This is a genomic window from Pseudoroseicyclus sp. CXY001 (assembly GCF_041714655.1).
GTDB lineage: Bacteria > Pseudomonadota > Alphaproteobacteria > Rhodobacterales > Rhodobacteraceae > Pseudoroseicyclus_A.
In genome coordinates, this window is sequence record NZ_CP168219.1 from 1866555 (window position 1) to 1888794 (window position 22240).

General features: G+C 68.2%; 25 protein-coding genes. 12 read left to right on the forward strand and 13 right to left on the reverse strand.

Annotated elements, in window-relative coordinates; translation table 11 throughout:
- Positions 1-138: 138 nt before the first annotated feature.
- Complete coding sequence (locus ACAZ03_RS09010; protein WP_373352870.1) at positions 139-1362, forward strand: DegT/DnrJ/EryC1/StrS family aminotransferase; 1224 nt, start codon at positions 139-141, stop codon at positions 1360-1362.
- 423 nt (positions 1363-1785) lie between these two features.
- Here ACAZ03_RS09010 and ACAZ03_RS09015 read toward each other — a convergent pair whose 3' ends face one another.
- Entirely contained in the window at positions 1786-2751 is a 966-nt protein-coding gene (locus tag ACAZ03_RS09015) for a LysR family transcriptional regulator (RefSeq protein WP_373352872.1), read from the reverse strand.
- Between the two features lie 150 nt (positions 2752-2901).
- Between ACAZ03_RS09015 and ACAZ03_RS09020 the strand changes: the two genes are divergently transcribed.
- The gene (locus ACAZ03_RS09020) at positions 2902-4269 is read left to right on the forward strand and encodes an aminotransferase (protein WP_373352874.1); all 1368 of its coding nucleotides are present in this window, start codon (positions 2902-2904) and stop codon (positions 4267-4269) included.
- 463 nt (positions 4270-4732) lie between these two features.
- On the opposite strand, the gene phaR is transcribed toward ACAZ03_RS09020, so the two are convergent.
- The 3 genes from phaR to phaC form a co-directional block, all read right to left on the reverse strand.
- Positions 4733-5281, reverse strand: coding sequence for a polyhydroxyalkanoate synthesis repressor PhaR (gene phaR, locus ACAZ03_RS09025; protein ID WP_373352876.1), 549 nt, complete (start codon positions 5279-5281; stop codon positions 4733-4735).
- 156 nt (positions 5282-5437) lie between these two features.
- Positions 5438-5887, reverse strand: a complete 450-nt coding sequence (locus tag ACAZ03_RS09030; RefSeq protein WP_373352877.1) for a phasin family protein — start codon at positions 5885-5887, stop codon at positions 5438-5440.
- Between the two features lie 146 nt (positions 5888-6033).
- Complete coding sequence (gene phaC / locus ACAZ03_RS09035; RefSeq protein ID WP_373352878.1) at positions 6034-7878, reverse strand: class I poly(R)-hydroxyalkanoic acid synthase; 1845 nt, start codon at positions 7876-7878, stop codon at positions 6034-6036.
- A gap of 102 nt (positions 7879-7980) precedes the next feature.
- Between phaC and phaZ the strand changes: the two genes are divergently transcribed.
- Positions 7981-9315 (forward strand): polyhydroxyalkanoate depolymerase, encoded by a 1335-nt coding sequence (phaZ, locus tag ACAZ03_RS09040; protein ID WP_373352880.1) that lies wholly within the window; start codon positions 7981-7983, stop codon positions 9313-9315.
- A 105-nt stretch (positions 9316-9420) separates the two neighbouring features.
- Here phaZ and ACAZ03_RS09045 read toward each other — a convergent pair whose 3' ends face one another.
- From ACAZ03_RS09045 to ACAZ03_RS09055, 3 genes are all read right to left on the reverse strand, one after another.
- Entirely contained in the window at positions 9421-9981 is a 561-nt protein-coding gene (locus tag ACAZ03_RS09045) for a HupE/UreJ family protein (protein WP_373352881.1), read from the reverse strand.
- 99 nt (positions 9982-10080) lie between these two features.
- On the reverse strand, positions 10081-10818 hold the full coding sequence (locus tag ACAZ03_RS09050; RefSeq protein ID WP_373352883.1) for an alpha/beta hydrolase: 738 nt from the start codon (positions 10816-10818) through the stop codon (positions 10081-10083).
- A gap of 42 nt (positions 10819-10860) precedes the next feature.
- Positions 10861-11460, reverse strand: coding sequence for a hypothetical protein (locus ACAZ03_RS09055; RefSeq protein ID WP_373352885.1), 600 nt, complete (start codon positions 11458-11460; stop codon positions 10861-10863).
- A 197-nt stretch (positions 11461-11657) separates the two neighbouring features.
- Between ACAZ03_RS09055 and thrS the strand changes: the two genes are divergently transcribed.
- Together thrS and ACAZ03_RS09065 are read left to right on the forward strand one after the other, a co-directional pair.
- On the forward strand, positions 11658-13625 hold the full coding sequence (thrS, locus tag ACAZ03_RS09060; protein WP_373352887.1) for a threonine--tRNA ligase: 1968 nt from the start codon (positions 11658-11660) through the stop codon (positions 13623-13625).
- Positions 13626-13747: 122 nt separating this feature from the next.
- Complete coding sequence (locus ACAZ03_RS09065; RefSeq protein WP_373352889.1) at positions 13748-14332, forward strand: hypothetical protein; 585 nt, start codon at positions 13748-13750, stop codon at positions 14330-14332.
- Positions 14333-14340: 8 nt separating this feature from the next.
- Here the strand turns inward: ACAZ03_RS09065 and ACAZ03_RS09070 are convergent, their stop codons facing one another.
- Together ACAZ03_RS09070 and ACAZ03_RS09075 are read right to left on the reverse strand one after the other, a co-directional pair.
- Positions 14341-14985: an NrsF family protein gene (locus tag ACAZ03_RS09070; RefSeq protein WP_373352890.1), complete on the reverse strand. Its 645-nt coding sequence runs from the start codon at positions 14983-14985 to the stop codon at positions 14341-14343.
- Positions 14982-15545, reverse strand: coding sequence for a sigma-70 family RNA polymerase sigma factor (locus tag ACAZ03_RS09075; protein WP_373352892.1), 564 nt, complete (start codon positions 15543-15545; stop codon positions 14982-14984). The genes ACAZ03_RS09070 and ACAZ03_RS09075 overlap by 4 nt, the downstream gene beginning before the upstream one ends.
- Before the next feature lie 157 nt (positions 15546-15702).
- Here ACAZ03_RS09075 and ACAZ03_RS09080 point away from each other — a divergent pair, with 157 nt between their 5' ends.
- The 4 genes from ACAZ03_RS09080 to ACAZ03_RS09095 all read left to right on the forward strand — a co-directional run bounded on the left by ACAZ03_RS09080 (position 15703) and on the right by ACAZ03_RS09095 (position 18323).
- Complete coding sequence (locus tag ACAZ03_RS09080) at positions 15703-16005, forward strand: DUF2282 domain-containing protein (RefSeq protein ID WP_373352894.1); 303 nt, start codon at positions 15703-15705, stop codon at positions 16003-16005.
- A 74-nt stretch (positions 16006-16079) separates the two neighbouring features.
- A complete protein-coding gene (locus tag ACAZ03_RS09085; protein ID WP_373352896.1) occupies positions 16080-16937 on the forward strand; it encodes a DUF692 family multinuclear iron-containing protein in 858 nt (285 codons plus the stop codon).
- A gap of 73 nt (positions 16938-17010) precedes the next feature.
- Positions 17011-17781, forward strand: a complete 771-nt coding sequence (locus tag ACAZ03_RS09090) for a DUF2063 domain-containing protein (protein WP_373352898.1) — start codon at positions 17011-17013, stop codon at positions 17779-17781.
- Positions 17781-18323, forward strand: a complete 543-nt coding sequence (locus ACAZ03_RS09095; RefSeq protein WP_373352900.1) for a DoxX family protein — start codon at positions 17781-17783, stop codon at positions 18321-18323. The genes ACAZ03_RS09090 and ACAZ03_RS09095 overlap by 1 nt, the downstream gene beginning before the upstream one ends.
- On the opposite strand, the gene ACAZ03_RS09100 is transcribed toward ACAZ03_RS09095, so the two are convergent.
- Both ACAZ03_RS09100 and ACAZ03_RS09105 read right to left on the reverse strand, forming a co-directional pair.
- The gene (locus ACAZ03_RS09100) at positions 18320-18685 is read right to left on the reverse strand and encodes a hypothetical protein (protein WP_373352902.1); all 366 of its coding nucleotides are present in this window, start codon (positions 18683-18685) and stop codon (positions 18320-18322) included. The genes ACAZ03_RS09095 and ACAZ03_RS09100 overlap by 4 nt on opposite strands.
- A gap of 87 nt (positions 18686-18772) precedes the next feature.
- A complete protein-coding gene (locus ACAZ03_RS09105) occupies positions 18773-19102 on the reverse strand; it encodes an arsenate reductase family protein (RefSeq protein ID WP_373352904.1) in 330 nt (109 codons plus the stop codon).
- Positions 19103-19276: 174 nt separating this feature from the next.
- On the opposite strand from ACAZ03_RS09105, the gene ACAZ03_RS09110 reads away from it, so the two are divergent.
- The 3 genes from ACAZ03_RS09110 to ACAZ03_RS09120 all read left to right on the forward strand — a co-directional run bounded on the left by ACAZ03_RS09110 (position 19277) and on the right by ACAZ03_RS09120 (position 20404).
- On the forward strand, positions 19277-19483 hold the full coding sequence (locus tag ACAZ03_RS09110) for a cold-shock protein (protein WP_373352905.1): 207 nt from the start codon (positions 19277-19279) through the stop codon (positions 19481-19483).
- An 83-nt stretch (positions 19484-19566) separates the two neighbouring features.
- Positions 19567-19845, forward strand: a complete 279-nt coding sequence (locus tag ACAZ03_RS09115; RefSeq protein WP_373352907.1) for a type II toxin-antitoxin system RelE/ParE family toxin — start codon at positions 19567-19569, stop codon at positions 19843-19845.
- Positions 19817-20404 (forward strand): HigA family addiction module antitoxin, encoded by a 588-nt coding sequence (locus ACAZ03_RS09120; RefSeq protein ID WP_373352909.1) that lies wholly within the window; start codon positions 19817-19819, stop codon positions 20402-20404. The genes ACAZ03_RS09115 and ACAZ03_RS09120 overlap by 29 nt, the downstream gene beginning before the upstream one ends.
- Here ACAZ03_RS09120 and ACAZ03_RS09125 read toward each other — a convergent pair.
- Positions 20396-21202 (reverse strand): hypothetical protein, encoded by an 807-nt coding sequence (locus ACAZ03_RS09125; RefSeq protein WP_373352911.1) that lies wholly within the window; start codon positions 21200-21202, stop codon positions 20396-20398. The two genes, ACAZ03_RS09120 and ACAZ03_RS09125, sit on opposite strands and share 9 nt — an antisense overlap.
- Positions 21195-22103, reverse strand: coding sequence for an FAD-dependent thymidylate synthase (gene thyX / locus ACAZ03_RS09130; protein WP_373352913.1), 909 nt, complete (start codon positions 22101-22103; stop codon positions 21195-21197). The genes ACAZ03_RS09125 and thyX overlap by 8 nt, the downstream gene beginning before the upstream one ends.
- Positions 22104-22240 lie beyond the last annotated feature (137 nt).

The following is a 22240-nucleotide window of genomic DNA, read 5'->3' on the forward strand; positions in this document are numbered from 1 at the left end:
GGCGTCTGGGCTCTGCTTCTGAGGGCGATCTTCTGACCCGGTCGTGACCGCCCGCCGCCGCAGCGCGGCGGAAGCTGTCTTTGCACTGTCACACGCGCCATGTTAGACTTTCCGAAAGAGATCTTCGGGAAATCCAAAATGACAGACTCGAGCGAGCAGATCACCCAGACCATCGACGTCTACAGTGCCGAGGCCATCCCCGCCGCCGCGCGGGAAGAGATCGAGCGGATCCTCGCCTCGGGCGACCTCTTCCGCTACACGGCCAAGGCGGACTCGCCCGTCACTCTTCTGGAGCGGGAATTCGCCGAGATGCTCGGCAGCCGCTACGCGCTCGCCGTCTCCTCCTGCTCCGCCGCGCTGTTCCTCTCGCTCGAGGCGCTGCAGCTGCCGAAGGGCGCGCGGGTGCTGATCCCCGCCTTCACCTTCGCGGCCGTCCCCTCCTCCATCATCCATGCCGGCATGGTGCCGGTGCTGGTCGAATGTGCAGACAACTACCGGATCGACATGAAGGATTTCGCCCGGAAGTTGCCGGGCGCCGATGCGGTCATCATCAGCCACATGCGCGGCCATACCTCCGACATGGACGCGATCATGTCGCAATGCGAGAGCGCCGGCGTGCCGGTGATCGAGGATGCCGCCCATTCGCTCGGCACCAAATGGGCCGGGCGGAACATCGGCACCATCGGCAAGATCGGCTGCTTCTCGTTCCAGAGCTACAAGCTGCTCAATGCCGGTGAGGGCGGCGTGATGGTGACGGACGATCCCGAGATCATCGCCCGCGCCGTCATCATGTCCGGCGCCTACGAGCATTCCTGGAAGAAGCACGACCGCGACGAGGCGCTCGATGCCGCGCTCGCCCGCTGGCAGAACAAGCTGCCGCTCTACAACCTGCGGCTGAACAACCTCTCCGCCACGCTGATCCGCGCCCAGCTTCCCGAGCTGCCGCGCCGGGTGCGCGACGGGCGGCGGAACCACGACCTGGTGGCGGAGCTGCTGAACGTCTCGCCCTGGCTGCAGGTGCCCGAGAAGCTGGCGAACGAGAAGCGCGCGCCGGATTCGATCCAGTTCAACATGGTGAGCATGGACCGCGCGCAGGCGGAGGCCTTTGCCGAGGCCGCCATGCGGCGGAACGTGGCGATCCAGATCTTCGGCCTCTCGACGGACAATGCCCGCGCCTTCTGGAACTGGCAGTTCCTCCCCGAGGCGCCCGGCGAACTGCCCCAGACCCGCGCCATGCTGATGAACGCCTGCGACATGCGCCTGCCCGCCCGCCTGACTGAAGCCGATTGCCGCGCCATCGCGGCGGCGGTCATCGAGGCGGTGGACGAGGTCATGGCCGAGCGGCTCGCCTACGGGACCTGACCGGGCACCCGGTCGAGCGGCCGGGGGGCTGTCGGCCCCCCGGACCCCCCCGAGGATTTTCTGGGAGCAAAGACGGGCGCGGCTGGGTCGAGCCCTGCTCTCCGCATTTACTCGCTCCGCGCCCGGATATCCGTAGGGTGGGTTTGTAACCCACCTTCCCCCGCACCCTCGCGCAACCTCGCCGCGCGGGGCGAGGGCCGGCCCGGGGGGTGGCGCTCCGACGGTGAGACGGAGCGCTTTATGGTGCCGCGCCCCTCCAACCTTATAGCGATGCGCGCCCTCTCGGAGCGCCAGCCCGCGGGACGGGCCGGCGCTCGCCCTGCGCCGTGCCGGCGCGTACCGGGCGGGGGCGCCGCACGACCGTTGCGCTGACAGTGGGTTGAAAACCTACCTTACGGGGCAGCGCGGTCAGCCCGCCACGCCTCACTCCCGCCCCAGCACCTTCAGCCTTCCCTCGAGCCACGGATGTTCCGCCACCACCGGGGCCACGATGAACTCCGTCAGGAGCGGACGGAGCCGCGCGGCCATGTCGGCCGTCATGTCTCCCAGCACCCCCTCGCGGGAGATCAGCGAGATCGAGCGCGAGAGCGGCGCGAAGGGCATCGGGCGCAGCTCCACCGAAGCGTGGACGCGCTCCGCCGCCAGCCAGCCCATCGGGGTCAGCACCGTCCAGCCGGTGCCGGCCGCCACCATGGCCATCACAGCGTGGTAGCTGTCCATCTCGAAGCGATAGGGCAGCACCACCCCCTCCCGCGCCAGATGCGCGGCGATGGTGCGGCCCATGTGGTGGCGCGTCGTGTAGCGGATCATCGGCAGGCGGCGGAGCGCGCGCGGTTCGGCCTCACCGAAGCCCTTCGGCACCGCGAGCACGAAGGGCTCCTCGAAGAGCGGATGCCGCTCCATCCCCTCGCCGCCGACCCCGATGTCGGCCGCCACGATCACGTCGAGCGCCCGCGCATCTAGGAGGTCGTAGAGCCGGTGCGACGGGCCAGTCTCGAGCAGGAACTGGCAACGCTCCAGCTCCTCGCCCATCGAGGCGAGGAGGCGCGGCGTCACCTCCGCGTCGAAATCCTCGATCATGCCCAGCCGGAAGCGGGTCAGCGAGGCGAGCTGGCGGAGGCCGAGCTCGGCCCGCGCCTGGTCGGCCTCGTTGAGGATGGCATTGGCGCGGCGGAGGAAGATCTCTCCCGCCGGCGTCAGCCGCACCGGCCGGGCCGCCCGGTCGAGGAGGCGCACGCCGATGGCGGCCTCGAGATTGGTGAGCTGCTGCGAGACGGTGGCGGGAGAGGCGTCGAGCCGGCGCGCGGCGGCGGAGAGCGATTCCTCCTCCGCCGTCGCCACGAAGACCTCGATGCCCCAAAGGCTGATCCGCCCTTCCGATGCCGTCATGACCGTTCCCCGCTGCCCCGCGGCGAAAGGGTAGCGGCCGGGCGCCGGCCCGTCCATGCCGGGACTGCCGGGGCGCGCGACGCCCTGATTGAACCCCCGGCGGCGCGGGACTAGCATCGCGCGTAACACGACCCATCAAAGGTGAGAGCCATGCGAGAGAGCAATCCGAACAGCTGGGAGTCGCGCGCCGACGCCCATTCCTTCTACGGCTTCACCGACTTGCCGACGATCGCGGATCGGGGCGCCACCATCGTCGTCTCCGGTCACGGCCCCTACATCACCGATGTGCATGGGCGGGATTATCTGGATGCCAATTCGGGCCTCTGGAACATGGTGCTCGGCTTCGACAACAAGGAGATCGCCGCCGCCGCCAAGGCGCAATACGACACGCTGCCGGGCTATCACGCCTTCTTCGGGCGGATGTCGGATCAGGCGGTGATGCTGAGCGAGAAGCTGATCGAGGTCTCGCCCTTCTCCGACGGCAAGGTGTTCTACACCAACTCCGGCTCCGAGGCGAACGACACGCTCGTCAAGATGCTCTGGTTCCTCTGGGCGGCCGAGGGCCAGCCGCAGCGGCGGAAGATCATCACGCGCAAGAACGCCTATCATGGCGTGACGGCGGTTTCGGCCTCGATGACCGGGAAGCCCTACAATTCCGTCTTCGGCCTGCCGCTGGACGGGTTCTTGCACCTCACCTGCCCGCATTACTGGCGCGAGGGCCGCGACGGCGAGAGCGAGGCGGAGTTCACGGCCCGCATGGGGGCCGAGCTGGAGGAGATGATCGAGCGCGAGGGCGCCGACACGATCGCCGGCTTCGTGGCGGAGCCGGTCATGGGCGCGGGCGGGGTCATCCCGCCGTCGGAGGGCTATTTCCAGACCATCCAGCCGATCCTGCAGAAGCATGGGATTCCGCTTGTCTCCGACGAGGTGATCTGCGGCTTCGGGCGGACGGGCAGCGACTGGGGCTGCCAGAGCTACGGCTTCATGCCGGATGCCATCATCTCCTCCAAGGTGCTCACCGCCGGGCTCTTCCCGATGGGCGCCGTGATCCTCGGGCCGGAGCTCTCCGAGCGGCTGACACGCGCCTCCGAGGCGATCGAGGAATTCCCGCACGGCTTCACCGCCTCTGGCCACCCGGTCGGCTGCGCCATCGCGCTGAAGGCGATCGAGCTGGTCATGAGCGACGAGATCAAGGGCAACATCGCCCGGCTCATCCCGCAGTTCGAGGCCGGCATGGCGCGGCTGGCGGAGAAGAAGAATATCGGCGAATGGCGGGGCCGCGGCCTCATGGGCGCGCTTGAGGCGGTGCAGGACAAGGCGACGAAGACGCCCTTCCCGGGCAATCTCTCCGTCTCGGAGCGGATCGCCAATGCCTGCACGGATCAGGGGCTGATCTGCCGGCCGCTCGGCCAGAGCATCGTCCTCGCACCGCCGTTCATCCTGACGGATGCGCAGCTTGCCGAGATGTTCGACAAGCTCGAGGCGGCGCTCGACAAGGTGTTCACCGAGGTGGCGTAAGGGGGTAGGGCGGGTCCCCGCCCTGCCCGCTCAGACGGTCGGCATCGCCCAGGCGTAGGGTGGGTTTGCAACCCACCTTGCCCGGCCACATCAAGCGCTGACCCCGCCGCGCAGGGCGAGCGTCGGCCCGGGGGTTGGCGCTCCTGCGAGTTGGACGGCGCGCTTTATGGCGCAATCCACCTCCCCGCTCACCGGCCGGGCCAGGCTTCACCAGAGCGCCAGCCCGCGGGACGGGCCGGCGCTCGCCCTGCGCCTGCGGCGCGTTACCCGGGCGGGGGCACCGCAGGAGCGTTGCGCCAGCGGTGGGTTACAAACCCACCCTACGCCCCGTGCCGTAGGGCGGGCTTTCGGGCCGCAACCACGGAACACCACCCGCAATGCGCCACCACCGCGCACGAGGCGGGGCATCACACGAGCGCCATAGGGGGCGAACCCCGGAGGGCGGGCTTCAGCCCGCCACCCCCTAGCTCATCTTCGAGAGCTTCTCCTGAAGCTCGGCGAGCTGGCGGCGGATGTCGGTCAGCTCTTCCTCGCCCTTCTCGGCCGCGGGAGCGCTGCCGGCCGCGCCGCCGCCCCCCATCATGCCGCCCATGGCCTTCAGGAAGGCCTCCTGCTGGGCGCGCATCGCCTCGAAGCCGGGCATCTGCGCCATGGGATTGGCGCGGGTCATCGTCTCCATCATCTGGCTCTGCCCCTCGCGGAGCATCTCGAAACTGGCGGCGAGGAATTGCGGCACCACGGAGGAGGCCTGGCTCGTGTAGCTGCGGACGAGATCCGTCAGCACATCGACCGGCAGGACGCTTTCGCCCCGGCTCTCGTGCTCGGCGATGATCTGCAGAAGGTACTGCCGCGTCAGGTCGTCACCCGATTTCAGATCGACGATCTGCACCTCGCGGCCCTCGCGGATGAAGGCGGCGATGTCTTCCAGCGTCACGTAATCGCTGGTCTCGGTATTGTAGAGGCGCCGGCTGGCATATCGCTTGATGAGCAGAGGTTTCCCTGCGTCGGCCATTCTGCGTCCCTCCCCTGGCATTTTGCAGTGCAGAAGAAAGTCTACGCCCCGAATTCGAAAAGGAAAGGGCGAGCTGCATGTCCTGCAGCCCGCCCCTGTCTCTTAGCGTCTCTCAGCCGGTCGGCCCGCATCCGGGGCCAGGCGCTTACCAGACGCTTACGAGGTGGCGTTCTCGGCGGCCGAGCTGGCGGCGCCCTGGGCCTTGCGGGCCGCGGTGGTCATGTCGTCGGTCATGTCCTTGCCGGCGGCGAGCATGAGCTCGAGCGTCTCGGTCTGCACCGATTTGGCGATCTCGGCGAAGGCGGCCATGTGCTCGGCGGCGCTTTCGGCGGAGGAGGAGGCGAAGTCGGTGACCGACTTGGCATAATCCGTCGGCTCGTCCTTGGCGCGGGTCATCTCGGAGAGCTTCCCGAGCGTCTCCTGCGTCCATTTCGCCGAGAGATCGCTGGATTTCAGCGCGGCGTCGATGGCGACGTGGGACATCTTCTCGGCAAGCGCGGATTGCGACTTGAACATGGTCTCGACGGCCTTCGTGTCCATCGGGAACATGGACATCATGTCCTTGAAGGCGGCGGTGTAGTCGGGCGTGCTCGGCGTGTAGGCCATGGCTTCGATCCTTCCATTCTGTCGGCGGGGCAGGCCTTCGGGGCGCCCTCTCGCCATGGCAGGAATATGGATGCTGCAGTGCAGCATTTCAAGCTTTTTCTGCAGTGCAGCAAAAGGAAGTTCCGTTGCGGCAGAAATTCAGGGGCTTAGCCCACCCCCTGCCCCGTTCCCTGCCCCGCCGGAGCCGGGAGCACATAGGTCCCGGGCGCCGGGCCGAGGCTCGGATGAGCCGAATCACCAGGGGTCCGGGCGGGGACCTTCTTGCCCGAGCGTTCGCGCAGCCAGGCCTCCCAGAGCGGCCACCAGGAGCCGTCGCTCCGGTCCGCCCCGGCCTTCCACGCCTCGGCGGAGCCATCGAGCGGGCCGCCCGTGTAATGGCCGTATTTCTTCTTCGACGGCGGATTTACGATGCCGGCGATATGGCCGCTCTCCGACAGGATGAAGGTCTTGTCCTTCGCGCCATATTGCCGGACGCCCTCGTAGCAGGCGCGCCAGGCGGCGATGTGATCCGTCTCGCAGGCGATGGAGCAGAGCGGCACGGTGACGTCGGAGATATGCAGCCGCTCATCCCCGAGCGGCAGGCCTGTCGTCGCGAAGAGATCCTGCTGGCAGAGGCCGCGCAGATACTCGGTCGCCATCTTCGCCGGCAGGTTGGTGCCGTCGCCGTTCCAGTAGAGCAGGTCGAAGGCGGGCGGCGCCTCGCCCATCATGTAGCTGCGGATCGCGGGGCGGTAGATGAGGTCGGAGGCGCGCAGGAACGAGAAGGTCCGCGCCATGTAGAACTTGTCCATGATGCCGGTGCGGGCGGCCTCCGCCTCGATGGCATCGACGAAATCGTCGTTGAGGAAGACGCCCATCTCTCCCTGATCGGAGAAATCCGTCATCGTCGTGAAGAAGGTCGCCGCCTTCACGAGCTTCTCGCCGCGCTTCTTGAGAAGGGCGAGGGCCAGCGACAGGGTCGTGCCGCCGATGCAATAGCCGATGGCGTTGACGCTCTTCGTGCCGCAGATGGCGCGGGCCTCGCGCATGGCCGTCAGGTAGCCCTCCTCGATATAGTCGAGGAGGCCGGTCTCCTTGAATCCCGGCTCCGGGTTCACCCAGGAGACGACGAAGACCGTATAGCCCTGCGCCACGACCCAGCGGATGAAGCTGTTCCGCTCGGTGAGGTCGAGAATGTAGAACTTGTTGATCCAGGGCGGGAAGATGACGAGCGGGGTCTTGCGGACCTCTTCCGTCGAGGGCGCGTACTGGATCAGCTCGAAGAGCCGGTTTCGGTAGACGACCTCGCCGGGGCTGGTCGCCAGGTTGCGCCCGACCTCGAAGGCCTGCTTGTCGGCGAGCGAGACGATGAGATCGCCCGCATTCGCCTCCAGATCCGCCACGAGGTTCTCCAGCCCATCGACGAGGCTCTGCCCCTCGGTCGCGAGCGCGCGTTCGAGCGCGTCGGGATTGGTGGCGAGGAAGTTCGTGGGCGCCATGAGATCGACCATGGCGCGGGAGAAATAGCTCAACCGCCGCTTCTCCGCCGACTCCAGCTCCAGCGCCTCGACGGCGGAGGCAATGGCGGCGGCATTGGCGAGGTATTGCTCCTTGATGGTGTGAAACCAGGGGTGGCTGTCCCAGAGCGGGTTGGTGAACCGCTTGTCGGGCCTGCCCTCCGCCGCCGCGCCCTCCGGCCTTGCGGCGGGCAGGAGCTCGCCCCGGGCGAGGCTCGCCTGCATCTCGGCGTAGTGCTTCAGCGTCTCGCCCCACCAGCCGATCTGCCCCTCGATCAGCTTCGCAGGGTCATGCATCGCCGTCTGCCACCAGGCGGTGGCGGCGCGGGCATAGAGCTCCGGCCCCGGGCCGGCGAGCCCCTGCGGCACCTGCCGCGCCTGCGAGATGGCGGCGAGAAACCGTGTCGTCAGCGCCTCGATCCGGACGAGATTTTCCTCGAGCCGTTTACGGTTCGTTTGCGATTCTGCGCGGTTATCGGTCTCTTCCGTAGACATGTTAACGCTTCGGCCCTACTTTGCACCTGCAGCATCGCGAGTCCCGCGGCCGTCCTGGTGCGGGATCGCAGGCAGGATTTCGGCGGACCACCGGAGGGTCTGATGAAGAACATGTTCACCTATGACTTCATGGAGACCATGCGCAACACCAACCAGTGGTTGGGCGCGACGGCGGAGGCCATCGGCTCCTATCCCGCCATGGCCGCCCATCCGATGGCGCCCTGGCTGAAGGCCTGGGGCGCGGTGACGGAGCGCAGCTTCGGACGGATGGTCGAGAAGCCCGCCTGGGGCATTCCCACCTTCGCCGGCGAGGACGGGCGCGACCATACAGTGCGCATCATGAAGATGGTCGAGAAGCCCTTCGGCGATCTCGTCCATTTCAAAGTCCCGGGCCGCGCGCCCAAGGCACGGCGGGTGCTGCTTGTCGCGCCGATGTCGGGCCATTACGCCACCCTCCTGCGCAAGACAGTTATCTCGCTCCTGCCCGATTGCGAGGTCTTCGTCACCGATTGGCATAATGCCCGTGACATTCCGGTGTCGGAGGGCAAGTTCGATGTCGAGGATTACACGCTCTATCTCGTGGAGTTCATGCGCGCGCTCGGCGCCGATCTTCACGTTATCGCCATCTGCCAGCCCGCGCCGCTGACGCTGGCCGCCACCGCCTATCTGGCGGAGGAGGAGCCGGAGGCGCAGCCGCGTACGCTGACTCTGATCGGCGGCCCGATCGACCCGGAGGCGAACCACACCGAGGTCACCGACTTCGGCCGCTCCGTCACCATGGGCCAGCTCGAGCAGGGCGCCATCCAGCAGGTCGGCTTCAAATATGCGGGCGTGGGGCGGCTCGTCTATCCGGGGCTCCTTCAGCTCGCCTCCTTCATCTCGATGAATGCCGAGACCCATGCCGAGGCCTTCCAGAACCAGATCGTCCGCGCCGCCAAGGGCGAGGCGGAGGACAACGACCGCCACAACGTCTTCTACGACGAATATCTGGCGGTGATGGACATGACGGCGGAGTTCTACCTCTCCACCGTCGAGCGGATCTTCAAGAACCGCGAAGTGGCGCGGAACGCCTTCACCGTCGCCGGCAAGCCGGTCGACATCGGCAAGATCACCACGGTCGCCGTGAAGGTCGTCGAGGGCGAGGAGGATGACATCTCCGCCCCCGGCCAGTGCTACGCGGCGCTCGACCTCTTGACCGGCCTGCCCCGCGAGAAGAAGGCCGCGCATCTGGAGCCGGGCGCCGGGCATTACGGCATCTTCGCCGGCAAGTCCTGGCGCCACAACATCCGGCCGCTGGTCCTGAAGTTCATCGACGCCAATGCCGGCGCGCCGGCGGCGAAGCCGCGGCCCTGGCCGCGCATCGTGGCCGTGAACGAGACGAGCGACGAGGGGAACGAGCCGGAACCGGCGCGCAAGGACGGCGCGACGGCGGTTTGAGAGGGGGGCCGGCCCGTTGGGCCGGGTGGAGGCTCTGCCTCCACACCTCCGAGGTATTTTCGGCCAGATGAAAGGGGCGCGGGGGTTTCCCCGCCCCTTTTGCCTTCAGAAGATGATCGAGAGGCCGAGCCCGGCCGTCACCAGCCCGATGGCGCGCGAGGCATAGGGGCCGAGGCGCGCGAGGGCGAGGCCAAGGATGGCGCCGGCGGCATGGAGCGCCGCGGTGGCGGCGATGAAGCCGAGCCCGAAGGCCAGGGCGCCGGCCTCCCCCAGTTCCGCCCCATGCGCATGGCCGTGGAAGAGCCCGAAGAAGGCGCAGATGCCGCAGGCGATGCGCAGATCGGTGCGGAGCGCCAGCGCCACGACGAGGCCGAGGACCACCGTCGAGGCGAGGATCATCGGCTCCACCACCGGCAGCGGCAGACCGGCCATGGCGAGCGCATAGCCGGCCACCATCGCGCCGACGAAACTCGCGGGCAGCGCCCAAATTGCCCGGCGGCTGATGAGAACGCCCCAGAGCCCCACGGCCACCATGGCGAGCACATGATCGAGCCCGAAGAGCGGATGGGTCACGCCGGCGAGGAGCGAGCCATGCTCGCCCGGATCGACATGGGCGAAGGCCGGGGCGGCGGCGAGGGTCAGGAGGGCGGCGAGGGAATAGCGCATGAGGGATCCTTGTCATTGGTCATCCGGCACCCCGGAACGGGTCGTGCCACCCTGCCCCTCGCACGGGCGGCGCCCGGGGTCCAGCGAGGGAGCGACAGGTCAGGAGGCCTCGGCGACGGCCCGGACGATCAGCCGCAGGCACTCCGGCGTCGAGAAGCGGTGGTCCGCCCCCTTGACCAGCGTCAGGCGGATGTCCGGCCCCTCGGCATGGGCGAGGAGCTGGAGCGCGCGGGCCTGGGGAACATCCGCATCCGCCGTGCCCTGCAGCATCCGCACCGGCATCGTGAGGGTCAGGGGATCGGTCATCACCAGATGCTGCCGCCCCTCCTCGATCAGCCGGCGGGAGATCGGATAGGGATCGCCGTAATCCGACGGGCGGTGCGTCAGCCCCGCCTCGGTCAGCTCGGTGCGCTGGGCCTCCGTGAAGCTCTCCCACATCTCTTCCGTGAAGTCGGGCGCCGCGGCGATGGTGACGAGGCCTGCCACCCGCTCCGGCTGCGACCGCGAGAGGAGAAGCGAGATCCAGCCGCCCATGGAGGAGCCGACGAGCACGAGCGGCCCGTCGAGAAGCGCGATGGCGGCGGCGGCATCCTCGGCCCAGTCGCCGATGGCACCCTCCTCGAAGGTGCCCGACGAGCTGCCGTGGCCGGAATAGTCGAAGCGCAGGAAGGCGCGGCCCTGCTCGCGGGCCCAATCCTCGAGGAAGAGCGCCTTCGTGCCCTCCATGTCGGAGCGGAAGCCGCCGAGGAAGACGATGGCCGGCGCATCGAGCGAGCTGTCGCCGGGGGTGAGGTGATAGGCCAGGCGCCGGCCGCGGGGCGTGTCGAGATGATCCATGCCCCGGGTCATGGCCCGGGGCGCGGCGCCTGTCCACCCGCGCTATTCGCCGGCGAAGATGCCGACGGAGAGCCGCGCCTCCTCCCCGGTATAGAGCGAGGGCCCGTCGAAGCCGCGCTGGCCGAGGACGAGGATCTCGCCGTCGGCATCCTCGAAGAGCGACACCGGAAGCCAGGTATCGATGTCGAGCACGTTGCCCTGCCGGGTCAGCGTGCCCTCGGCATGTGTCGGCATCTGCGCGGTGAACCCGTCATCGCGGATGCTGGTCGCGAGGAAGCTGAGCTCGCCCTCCACCTCGCGATTGTCCACGTCGATGAAATGTGCCGCCTCGCCCTCCAGCCGCTCGGCGGCGAAGTCGAGCCGCATGGCAAGGCCGCCGACGGCCGCCGGCGCATCGTCCAGCGCCGGATCGCCGATGATGGCGAGGCCCTCCATCTCTGCGGTGCCGGAGGTCGGCAGATCGTCCGCCCGCAGGGGGCGCGCCTCTTCGAGCCGCTCGTCGAGCCCGGCGACGATGGCCCCCGCCTGGGCGATGCCGGTCACGTCGAGCGGCTCGAGCGGCGCCGCTGAGCAACCCGCAAGGGCCAGGAGCCCGGCCCCGAGAAGGGGGGCCGCAGACCCCGAAAGATAAGAGGATGTCATCCCGATCTCCCTGACTGAAACGATGCCGAGCCTACGCCCCGCCCCCTGCCCCCGGCAAATCCTTTCGGCGCCCGGCCTGCACGCCCCGCGGCCACGCGCCGGCTTGACCTCGCCGCCGCCCCGGGCCATGTCAGCGCCACGACATAGACCCGCAACCGGGCGCTTCGTAGGCGCCGAACCGACGAGGAGAGAGGCCCATGGCCGATATTTCCCTGACCTTCCCCGATGGCTCCAGCCGCGACTATCCCGCCGGCACGACGCCGGCCGAGGTCGCCCAGAGCATTGCCCCCTCTCTCGCCAAGCGCGCCATCTCGGCGGCGCTCGATGGCCAGCACTGGGATCTGCAATGGCCGCTGGAGCGCTCCGGCGAGATCACCATCCACACGATGAAGGACGATGCCGAGGCGCTGGAGCTCATCCGGCATGACCTCGCCCATATCATGGCCCGCGCCGTGCAGGAGCTCTGGCCCGATGTGCAGGTCACCATCGGCCCGGTGATCGCCCATGGTTGGTACTACGATTTCGACCGGGCCGAGCCCTTCACGCCCGAGGATCTCGGCGCCATCGAGGCGAAGATGAAGGAGATCATCAACGCCCGGGAGCCGGTCCGGACGGAGGTCTGGGACCGCGCCCGGGCGCTCGCCCACTACGAGGCGGCCGGCGAGCCCTACAAGGTCGAGCTGGTCGAGGCGATCCCCGAGGATCAGCAGATCCGCATGTACTGGCATGGCGACTGGCAGGATCTCTGCCGCGGGCCCCATCTGCAGAACACCGGGCAGGTGCCGGCGGATGCGTTCAAGCTCATGTCCATCGCCGGAGCCTATTGGCGCGGCGACAGCACGCGCCCGCAGCTCCAGCGCATCTACGGCGTGGCCTTCCGCAACCGCGACGACCTCAAGGCGCATCTGACGATGCTGGAGGAGGCCGCCAAGCGCGACCACCGCAAGCTGGGCCGCGAGATGGACCTTTTCCACATGCAGGAGGAGGCGCCGGGCCAGGTCTTCTGGCATCCGCGCGGCTGGACGATCTACACCGAGCTGCAGGCCTTCGTCCGCCGCCGCCAGAAGGCGGGCGGCTATGTCGAGGTGAACACGCCCGAGGTGGTCGACCGCAAGCTCTGGGAGGCCTCCGGCCACTGGGAGAAGTATCAGGAGAACATGTTCATCGTCGAGGTCGACGAGGAACATGCGCGCGAGAAGCGCATCAACGCGCTGAAGCCGATGAACTGCCCCTGCCACGTGCAGATCTTCAACCACGGGCTGAAGTCCTACCGCGACCTGCCGCTGCGCATGGCCGAGTTCGGCGCCTGCCACCGCTACGAGCCCTCGGGCGCGCTTCACGGCATCATGCGGGTGCGCGGCTTCAAGCAGGACGATGCGCATATCTTCTGCGAAGAGAAGGACATCGCCGCCGAATGCGAGCGGTTCATCTCGATGCTCTCCGGCATCTACCGCGACCTCGGCTTCCCGACCTACAAGATCAAGTTCTCCGACCGGCCCGACGTCCGCGCCGGCAGTGACGAGATCTGGGACAAGGCCGAGAAGGCCCTCCTCGACGCGACGCGCAAGGTCACCAACGATGTCGAGCTCAACCCCGGCGAGGGCGCCTTCTACGGGCCGAAGCTCGAATTCGTGCTGACGGATGCCATTGGACGCGACTGGCAATGCGGGACGTTCCAGGTGGATTTCGTCCTGCCCGAGCGGCTCGACGCCACCTATATCGGCCAGGACGGCGCCAAGCACCGCCCGGTGATGCTGCACCGCGCCATCGTCGGCTCCTTCGAACGCTTCATCGGCATCCTCATCGAGGAACATGCCGGCAAGCTGCCGCTCTGGCTGGCGCCGACGCAGGTCGTCGTCGCCTCCATCGTGTCGGATTGCGATGCTTACGTGCTCGAGACGGTGGAGAAGCTGAAGGCGGCGGGCATCCGCGCCGAGGCCGACATCCGCAACGAAAAGATCAACTACAAGGTCCGCGAGCATTCGCTGGCCAAGGTGCCGGTGATCTTCGCCGTCGGCCTGCGCGAGGTCGAGGAGAAGAGCGTCTCCATCCGCCGGCTCGGCGAAAAGGCGACCTCGACCGCCTCCCGCGAGGAGGCCATCACGGCGCTCGCCGCCGAGGTGACGCCGCCCGACCTCGCGGCCACGGCCATCGCCGCGGAATAGGCAGGAGGGGTGCCCCTGGCGGGCGCCCCTTCCCCAAGGTTACCTAAAAGTGTCGACAGCGCGCGGCCTGCGGGTGCAGGCTTTGCTCATCATTCCATGTCGATTCTAAGGGAACCCTTGAAATGAGAACGTTTGCTGCCATCGCCGCCATATCCGCCGTCGCCCTGTTTGCAGGCTGCGACACGGGCCCCTCTTCCACCGGCGAGGATGCCCCTCAGGTGACGCTGAGCTACGCCTCCGGCGGGCCTTTCATGGCGCTCAGCAGCAACGTGCCCGGCGCCGGCGTCGCGGCGCGCGGATGCCCCGGAGGGAGCGGCTCTGCAGACGCGGTGATCGTGCCGCGCGGCGGCACCGAACGGCTGCGTGTCGAGGCGAGTGCCGCCACCGGCATCGCGCAGATCCGCTTCACCTTCGAGAATTCCAGCACCTATGCCTTCGAGGATGCCCGGGTGGGCACCAGCAGCGGCGCCGGCGTCGCCCGCACCACGACAGGCGCGACTTATGCCTATGGCCAACAGGGCACCACGAATACGCAGACGATCTACACGGCCAATATCCCCGCCGAGCAGCGGCGGACGACGGATGGCATGACGCTCAGCTACGACATGTCGTCCCCCTCGCAGACTTATATCGTCCGCGTGACCTCCGGCGCGGGGGGCGTGACGACGCAGCGCGTCAATGTCGAGGACGCGGCCTACCGCTGCTGACAGGCGGCCTACCAGCGCAGCCACCGGGCGCCGGCCAGCGCGCCGAGCCCGGTGGCGATGCCGATGCCGCAGGAATACCAGACGGCATAGAACACCGGGGAATCCTCGGTGCAGAAGGTCGAATAGACCGCCGCGGCGAGCCCGCCCGCCACCAGCCCGGCCAGCGCCCCGGCGCGGGCCGGATGCTCCGGCGCGCCGCGGCGGAGCGCCGCCACGATCCCCGCGGTGAGCGGCAGCGACAGAAGCGAGATCGCCGGCAGGCAGACCTGGATCGAATGGCCGATGAAGGTGGCGAGCCGCTCACCCGGCGCCAGCCCGGCAAAGGCGAGCGCGAAGAGCCCCGCCGCCAGCGCCGGCACAAGCCAGAGCGCCCGTGCCCCCGCCCCGAGCGCCGCGCCGGGGCGGACGGAGGGCAAAAGCGCGGTCAGCGCGAGGCACGCGGCGGCGAGCGGCATCAGCGTTTTCGCGGCGATGAGCGGATCGGCCCAGAGCCCCAACAGCCCCGGCCGCGGCCCGAGCACCGCGAGGAAGAGTGCCACGCTCACCGCCAGCCCGGCGGCGAGCCCCAGCGCCAGCGCACGGCCCATCGGCGCCGGCGGCTTTGCGCCGGCGGGCCTCTTCGACAGTTCCGCGATCAGCTCCTCGGTCGTCATGGCTCTCTCTCGGTTGCACCGGCACCGGCCTTCAGCTCGGCCATGGCGCGGTGATAGGCGACGCGCACGGCGCCCTCGCTCATTCCCTCGCGCGCCGCCACCTCGGCGGCGCTCCGCCCCTCGATGCCGAGGGCGCGCACGATCCGCGCCGCCCGGCCGCCCTCGCCGCCGCCGAGCCGGGCCAGGAGCCGCGCCACGTCGCCGGCCGCGCCGGGCTCGGGGAGCCGCTCGTCGGCGGGCTCGGCCGCCTCGTCCAGCGGGCTCATCTGCCCACGTCGCCGCCCGGCCCGCGCCGCATCCAGCGTCTTGTAGCGGGCGATGGCGTAGAGCCAGGGGGCGACCGGCTCGCTCTCGCGCCAGGTGTGGCGCTTGGTATGAAGCGCGATCAGCACCTCCTGCACGACATCCTCCACCTCGGCGCCGAGGCTCCGGCCGCGCCCCGCCACCACGGTGCGGATCACCGGCGCGACCTCGGTCAGGAAGGCAGCATAGGCCGCTCCGTCGCCGCGGTTGGCGGCGCGGAGGAGCTCGCTCCACCGTCTGTCGCGCTCCGCGCCCATGCCCTCCCCTTCGCCGCGCTTCGGGGAAATGTTACACGCGGCAGGGCGAAAAGCGCCAGATGGTCACCGATGCGTGAAGGCGGTAACGCCGGCGGCCCGCCTCCCGAAGAGAGGAGCATGGGGCCGCCCGGCCCCGGCCAACATCGGGAGACCAAAGATGACCATCACCAAGACCAGCCTTCTCGTCGCCTCCGCCGTCGGCACCGCGCTCGCCGGCCTCGCCGGCGCCGCCACCGCCCAGGAACAGGTGAAATGCTACGGCGTCAGCCTCGCGGGCGAGAACGATTGCGCGGCCGGCCCCGGCACCACCTGCGCCGGCACCTCCACCATCGACTATCAGGGCAACGCCTGGACGCTGGTGCCCTCCGGCACCTGCGAGGAGATGATGCTGCCGACCATGGCCGACGGCTCCCCCCGCATGGGCTCGCTTGAGCCGCTCGAACGCGACCTGCCGGCGTAAATCCGGCCGCCCGGGGTGGCCGAACCAGCCACCCCGCACCATCTTTCAGCCATGCCCCGGGGAGGACCCGTAACATGCTCGACGCAAGCGCCGCCGCGCCCCGCCTGCCCGCCGCCCCAGGCGTCGGCTACAAGCCGCAGCATTACGCCGCGATCCTTGAAGACCCCGCCCCGGTCGAATGGCTCGAGATCCATGCCGAGAACTACATGGGCGAGGGCGGCCGCCCACTCGCGCAGCTCCGCGCCCTTCGCGAGCGCTTCCCCATCTCCGTCCATGGCGTCGGCCTCTCCATCGGCGGCGCGGGGCCGCTCGATGACGCTCACCTCGCCCGGCTGAGGCAGCTCTGCGACTGGCTGGAGCCGGCGAGCTTCTCGGAACACCTCGCCTGGTCGACGCATGAGAGCGCCTATTTCGACGACCTCCTCCCTCTGCCCTATACGGACGCGACCCTCGCCCGGGTCTGCGCCCATGTGAGCCAGGTGCAGGAGGCGCTCGGCCGCCCGATGCTGCTGGAGAACCCCTCCTCCTATCTCGCCTTCGCCGAGAGCACCTGGGAGGAGCCGGCCTTCCTCGCCGAGATCGCCCGCCGCACCGGCTGCGGGCTCCTCCTCGACATCAACAATGTCTTCATCTCGGCCACCAATCTCGGCACCTCCCCCCGCGCCTATCTCGATGCCTTCCCGCTCGCGGAGGTCGGCGAGATCCATCTCGGCGGCCATGACGAGGCGGAGGATGACGCGGGGCGCCCGCTCCTCATCGACAGCCATGGCCGCGAGGTCGCCGACCCGGTCTGGACACTGCTCGACTACGCGCTCGAGCGCGCCGGCCCCCGCCCCATCCTCATCGAATGGGACAATGACATCCCCGACTGGCCGACGCTGGCGCTCGAAGCCTCCCGCGCCGAAGCCGCGCTCGACGTGGCCCCGGCATGAGCCGGGCCCCCCTGTCTTTGCTCGCGGAAAATCTTCGGGGGGTCGTCATCGCAGCGCCACCGGTTCGAGCGCGATGACGACGCCGAAGGAGACGGGGGGCAGACAGCCCCCCTCCGACGCCGATGCCAAGGCACAGGGCTTCCCCACCGCCCTCCTCGACCCCACGGCCCCGCCGCCCCCCGGCCTGACGGACGGCCAGGGCGGCCCCGCCGGGCGGCGGTTCGACGTCTATCGCAACAATGTCGCCGTGGCGCTGAGGGAGGCGCTCGCGGCCGGCTTCCCTGTCACCCAGGCGCTGGTCGGAGAGGCGTTCTTCCATGCCATGGCCGGCGCCTTCGCGCGGGTCTCGCCGCCTCAGAGCCCCGTCATGCGTCTCTATGGCGCGGCCTTCCCGGAGTTCATCGCCGGCTTCCCGCCCGCCGCCACCCTGCCCTATCTGGCCGATGTCGCCCGGCTGGAGATGGCGCTCCGCGAGAGCTACCACGCCGCCGACGCCGCCCCGGTCGGGCCCGACGCGCTGGCGGCATTCCCAGAGGCCCGGCTACCGGCGCTCCGGCTCCGCTTCGCCCCGGCCACGCGGCTGGTGACCTCCGCGCATCCCATCGTCTCGATCTGGGCGGCGCATCACGGGGGGCCCAAGCCCGCCCCCGGCCCCGAGGCGGCGCTCGTCACCCGCCCCGGCTTCGACCCGGCGCCGCATGTCGTGCCCGAGACGGCCCTGCCCGCGCTCAGGGCTCACATGGAGGGCGCGCCGCTCGGCACTGCCGCCGCGCTTGCGCCGGAGGCGCTGCCGGGGCTCCTCCGGCTCCTCCTCACCTCCGGCGCCCTCTCGGAGCTCGCCTGATGGTCCCTGCCCTCACCCGCACGCAGGCGCACCTCGGCCGGATCGGCGAGGAGGCGCTGCCGCTTCTGGCGCGGCTCACCTTCGCCGGGGTGCTGCTCACCTATTTCTGGAAATCGGCGCTCACCAAGACCGGCCCCGGGATCTTCGGATGGCTCCACCCCTCCGCCGGCGCCTATGCGCAGATATTTCCGCGCCAGCTCGAAGCGGCGGGCTACGACCCGTCCGCGCTCGGCGCCTGGCCCTGGGCGGTCACCACCGCCGGCACGCTGGCGGAATTCGTCCTGCCGGCGCTGATCCTCCTCGGCCTCGCCACGCGGCCCGCCGCGCTCGGCATGATGGCCTTCATCGCCGTCCAGAGCCTCACCGACATCATCGGCCACGGGGCGGATTCTGCCACCATCGGCCGCTTGTTCGACCGCGATCCGGGCTCGCTCATCGCCGATCAGCGGGCGCTCTGGGGGCTCTGCGTCGCGGTCCTTCTCTTCAAGGGCGCGGGGGCGCTCAGCCTCGACAGGCTGTTGGCGCGCCGCCTCGGCGGCTAGAAATGCGCCTTTTCCTCGTCGGGCTTGCCGGCCGCGATGGCGAGCACGCCGGCGAGGGCGGCCATGGTGATGGGGAAGAGCGTCGCCACGTTGAAGCCGAAACCGGCATAGAGAAGCGCGGCGGAGAAAAGGAGGAGCACCCCGCCCCAGAGCGCCAGCGCCCGGGCCATGGCACCGCCGGCGATGGCGAGGACGGGCGCGAGGATCGAGGCCGCCCGCACCAGACCCTCGTTCTCGAAATCGAGGAACCGCGCCGCCTCGGGGTGAACCCGGGTCAGCTCCGTCCAACCGAAGCCGAAGAGCCCGACGAGAAGGCCGATGAGCCCGGCGATGATGCCGAGGACGAGAGCAGCGTTGCGCATGAAGGTGCTCCTTTCAGGTCTCGATCTAGGGCCCGGGGGCGGCCGCTCCAAGAGGGGAAAACCGGGCCGCCCTTCCCCGCGGCGCCCCTATTCCCCGAGCGCGCGCGCCCGCGCCTCGTCTTTCCAGCCCATCGACCAGCGCCCGCCCGCCTCGATCACCGGGCGCTTCATGAGGAGCGGATGGGCGGTGAGCAGCGCCTCGGGCGGCTGCGCCCGCTCCTCCTCCGTCAGGCCCCGCCAGGTGGTGGAGGCGCGGTTGACGACGCCCGGCCCCAGCGCCGCCACCATCTCGGCCGCCAGATCCGGCGGGATCCCCGCCTCGCGGATGTCGATCACCTCCGCGTCGCGGCCCGCGGCGGCCAGTTCCTTCCGCGCGCGGCGGCAGGTGTCGCACGCGGCCAGCCCGAAAAATCGCATCTGCTGCCTCCTTCATGGGCAAACGCGGCCGCCCGGCGCGCCGGGGCCGCGTTGTCATTTGCCTTTTGCAGGCATTGGCCAATTCTGGACCATACGGGCGGGAGGGGCCAGCCGGCCCCGAAGGGCCCCCGCCCCGGCCTGCCGCAGCGCCAGCGGCACGTGAAGGAGAAGGACATGCCGAAGGGCTCCGTGAAGTGGTTCAACACCACCAAGGGGTATGGGTTCATCGAACCGGAGGGCGGCGGACGGGACATCTTCGTCCACATCTCCGCCGTGGAACAGAGCGGCCTCACCGGGCTCGCGGACAACCAGCAGGTCGAGTTCGAGCTGATCGACGGGCGGGACGGACGGCAGATGGCGGGGAATCTGAAAAAGGTGTGAGGGGGGCGGCCTCCGCCCGGGAGGCCAACTCCATTGACCGGCAGGCCGCTTCATCCTAAATTAGTACGCAGGTCGTACGACGGATGATACGCAGCTTCGCGGACAGGGAAACGCAACGGCTCGCCGCCCGCGAGCGCGTCCGCCGGTTTCAGGCGGTGGAGCGTGTGGCCCTGCGCAAGCTGGCGATGATCGACGCGGCGCATGTGCTCGACGACCTGCGCGTGCCGCCCGGCAACCGGCTGGAGGCGCTGCGCGGCGACCGCGCCGGGCAGTATTCCATCCGCGTCAACGATCAGTACCGGATCTGCTTCCGGTGGGAGAATGGAGAGGTCCATGACGTCGAGCTCTGCGACTACCATTGAACGTCTGGCCCCAGTGCATCCGGGTGAAGTGCTGGCCGAGGAGTTCCTCGGCCCGCTGGAGATTTCCGCCGCCGCCCTCGCCCGCCGGATCGGCGTGCCGCCCAACCGGGTGACGGAAATCGTCCGGGGCCGGCGCGGGATCACCGGCGACACGGCGCTGCGCCTGGCCGAGGCGCTGGAGACGAGTGCGGAGTTCTGGATGAACCTGCAGAAGACGTGGGAGCTGGCGGTGGCGCGGGAGCCAAATATCGTTGAGCAAATTCACACTGCAAATGAAAAAGTATTCACGCCACTTGAAAAGCTCGTCGCGACTGACAACATCGAATCAGCGAAAAGCTACAAGAGAGGTGAAGATGTGGCCGAAGAACTTTCAGTTGGTGACAGGGTGCAGTTGAAATCCGGCGGGCCGGTGATGACTGTGGAAGAAATCACAGACGATGCGATATCTTGTGTTTGGTTCGAGGGGAAACAGGGCACGAAAAGGCCAGTTAGGGACGTTTTTTCAAGCAAGATTCTCACGAAGTTTAAGCCGAGTACTGGATTTTCCCTTCTAAGGTGATTTCGCTTGGAACTCCAATTTTGGAGGCAACTCGGTCATAGCGTAGTGGACAAATTGCTGACCCAATGCAGTGAGCTCGTAACCTTCCTCCCGATCAAATGCAGACTTTAGTGTAGTTGAGTCGCGACCACCTTTTCTGCTTGGGTTCTTTAAAAAGTTGCCATATCCATCTGTCGGACGGTATTGCCTTATTACCGAACCTGTGGATAGGTCTCGAACCAGTAGCTTGAAGAGGTCTGCATCAGCCGAGTTCTCCGGAACCCGGTCTTTGCCGATCTTGTCCCATATTTCCCCTCGAGAAATGCCCGCAGAGTTGTAAATTGCTGCGATAACTTGAAAGTGAAAATTGGAGTAGATTCGAAGCCAGTCCACAAAAAGCCTGACGACGTCGTCCCCGACAAGTTTGGCCGAGGCCGCATTTGACAGCAGGTTTCTGAGATAGATTCTCTTATCCTCGCTTTCGGCCACCGGCCAATCCCTGAAGCTCTTTTTGATTAACGACTGGAAGCTTGGCTCTGTTATTCGTTCTTGAATTTTTTCGTCATGTACGTCCAACCTTGCCATGATCTCTAGGATCGTGCGCTCTTTCTCAGCAACCTCGTCTCGAAGCATTTCTATCCAGCTTCGAAGGAACTCATTAACCTTCTCTTCCTCACGCTCGCCCCAAAATCCAGCAGCTGCGGAAAAGAGCCCTCCCGCGAACGGAACGGCCCCTAGGGTGTTGAGAGCCGCACGGCCCACTTTGCCCCGCGCAGAGGCGGGTAACTTATCAGGCAGTTTCTTCTTTTCTTCACCCACCCCAAACCTCCCAGAACTCCCGCCATTCCCCCTTGCTCATCCCGCTGGTCTCCTGGCTCACCTCTTCTCCCCCCAGCATCCGCTTCAGGCAAGCCACTCCCTTCGCCGAGAGCTGCACCCCGCCCATCCGGTAATCCTCGAAGGCCGCATAGGCCGCCGGCACCCAGTCCTTCACGATATCACAGATCGCCTCCGCATAGACGCGGATCTCGTATTGCGCATGGGCATCCGCCCTCAGCCTCAGGAAATGGAAGAGGTTGTGGAGGTCCACCTTCCAGTACCATTGCGTGTAGATATTCGCCGGCAGGTTCATCCGGGCGAGTTCTCGCGCCAGCCCCTGCTGGCCGTCCTGGGAGATCATCGCCTCGTAATGGTCATAGGCCCGCCCCGCATCGGCCCTGAGCCAGTCGAGCACGCGGGCGGCCTCCTCACCTGACAGCGCCTCGCCGCGGCCCTGGTTGTTGACGACCGACTGGGCGGCGAGCGCGTCGGGCTCGGGGATGTAGAACTCCCGGTCGAGGATCGAATAGCGGGCAGAATACTCGTTCACATTGGCCGTGCGGTGGCGGATCCATTGCCGGGCGACGAAGACGGGCAGCTTCACATGCAGCTTCACCTCGCACATCTCGAAGGGCGTCGAATGCCAGTGCCGCATCAGGTAGCGGATCAGCCCCTCGTCGTTCTGCACGCTCTTGGTGCCCCGCCCGTAGCTGACCCGCGCCGCCTGGCAGATCGCCGCGTCGTCGCCCATGTAGTCGACGACGCGCACCATCCCGTGGTCGAGCACCGGATGGGCGCGGTAGAGATGCGCCTCCATCCCCTCCGATACCGCGCGGAGGGTCGGCCGGCTTTCGGCCCGTTGCGCCTCGATCTCGGCGCGCTCGCTGTCACTCAGGCTCATCACTGTCACTCGCGTCTGAAAATCCCGCCCCCACTATATATGGCCACCCCCGTGGCGAAAGCGCCGATTGGGCGAAAAGCTTCCCCGCTCCTTTGTTGACAGGCACCGGAGCGGGCCGGATGATGGCGCGAAGAGCA

What these genes read in the sequence shown, in the direction of transcription:
- ACAZ03_RS09020 (WP_373352874.1), top strand. Translation starts at nt 2,902, where the DNA reads ATGCGAGAGAGCAATCCGAACAGCTGGGAGTCGCGCGCCGACGCCCAT.
- ACAZ03_RS09100 (WP_373352902.1), bottom strand. Translation starts at nt 18,685, where the DNA reads ATGCGCAACGCTGCTCTCGTCCTCGGCATCATCGCCGGGCTCATCGGC.
- ACAZ03_RS09120 (WP_373352909.1), top strand. Translation starts at nt 19,817, where the DNA reads ATGACGTCGAGCTCTGCGACTACCATTGAACGTCTGGCCCCAGTGCAT.
- ACAZ03_RS09010 (WP_373352870.1), top strand. Translation starts at nt 139, where the DNA reads ATGACAGACTCGAGCGAGCAGATCACCCAGACCATCGACGTCTACAGT.
- ACAZ03_RS09065 (WP_373352889.1), top strand. Translation starts at nt 13,748, where the DNA reads ATGAGAACGTTTGCTGCCATCGCCGCCATATCCGCCGTCGCCCTGTTT.
- ACAZ03_RS09030 (WP_373352877.1), bottom strand. Translation starts at nt 5,887, where the DNA reads ATGGCCTACACGCCGAGCACGCCCGACTACACCGCCGCCTTCAAGGAC.
- ACAZ03_RS09085 (WP_373352896.1), top strand. Translation starts at nt 16,080, where the DNA reads ATGCTCGACGCAAGCGCCGCCGCGCCCCGCCTGCCCGCCGCCCCAGGC.
- ACAZ03_RS09055 (WP_373352885.1), bottom strand. Translation starts at nt 11,460, where the DNA reads ATGACATCCTCTTATCTTTCGGGGTCTGCGGCCCCCCTTCTCGGGGCC.
- phaR (WP_373352876.1), bottom strand. Translation starts at nt 5,281, where the DNA reads ATGGCCGACGCAGGGAAACCTCTGCTCATCAAGCGATATGCCAGCCGG.
- thyX (WP_373352913.1), bottom strand. Translation starts at nt 22,103, where the DNA reads ATGAGCCTGAGTGACAGCGAGCGCGCCGAGATCGAGGCGCAACGGGCC.
- ACAZ03_RS09095 (WP_373352900.1), top strand. Translation starts at nt 17,781, where the DNA reads ATGGTCCCTGCCCTCACCCGCACGCAGGCGCACCTCGGCCGGATCGGC.
- ACAZ03_RS09110 (WP_373352905.1), top strand. Translation starts at nt 19,277, where the DNA reads ATGCCGAAGGGCTCCGTGAAGTGGTTCAACACCACCAAGGGGTATGGG.
- ACAZ03_RS09115 (WP_373352907.1), top strand. Translation starts at nt 19,567, where the DNA reads ATGATACGCAGCTTCGCGGACAGGGAAACGCAACGGCTCGCCGCCCGC.
- ACAZ03_RS09070 (WP_373352890.1), bottom strand. Translation starts at nt 14,985, where the DNA reads ATGACGACCGAGGAGCTGATCGCGGAACTGTCGAAGAGGCCCGCCGGC.
- ACAZ03_RS09045 (WP_373352881.1), bottom strand. Translation starts at nt 9,981, where the DNA reads ATGCGCTATTCCCTCGCCGCCCTCCTGACCCTCGCCGCCGCCCCGGCC.
- ACAZ03_RS09090 (WP_373352898.1), top strand. Translation starts at nt 17,011, where the DNA reads ATGACGACGCCGAAGGAGACGGGGGGCAGACAGCCCCCCTCCGACGCC.
- ACAZ03_RS09015 (WP_373352872.1), bottom strand. Translation starts at nt 2,751, where the DNA reads ATGACGGCATCGGAAGGGCGGATCAGCCTTTGGGGCATCGAGGTCTTC.
- phaZ (WP_373352880.1), top strand. Translation starts at nt 7,981, where the DNA reads ATGAAGAACATGTTCACCTATGACTTCATGGAGACCATGCGCAACACC.
- thrS (WP_373352887.1), top strand. Translation starts at nt 11,658, where the DNA reads ATGGCCGATATTTCCCTGACCTTCCCCGATGGCTCCAGCCGCGACTAT.
- phaC (WP_373352878.1), bottom strand. Translation starts at nt 7,878, where the DNA reads ATGTCTACGGAAGAGACCGATAACCGCGCAGAATCGCAAACGAACCGT.
- ACAZ03_RS09105 (WP_373352904.1), bottom strand. Translation starts at nt 19,102, where the DNA reads ATGCGATTTTTCGGGCTGGCCGCGTGCGACACCTGCCGCCGCGCGCGG.
- ACAZ03_RS09075 (WP_373352892.1), bottom strand. Translation starts at nt 15,545, where the DNA reads ATGGGCGCGGAGCGCGACAGACGGTGGAGCGAGCTCCTCCGCGCCGCC.
- ACAZ03_RS09050 (WP_373352883.1), bottom strand. Translation starts at nt 10,818, where the DNA reads ATGGATCATCTCGACACGCCCCGCGGCCGGCGCCTGGCCTATCACCTC.
- ACAZ03_RS09080 (WP_373352894.1), top strand. Translation starts at nt 15,703, where the DNA reads ATGACCATCACCAAGACCAGCCTTCTCGTCGCCTCCGCCGTCGGCACC.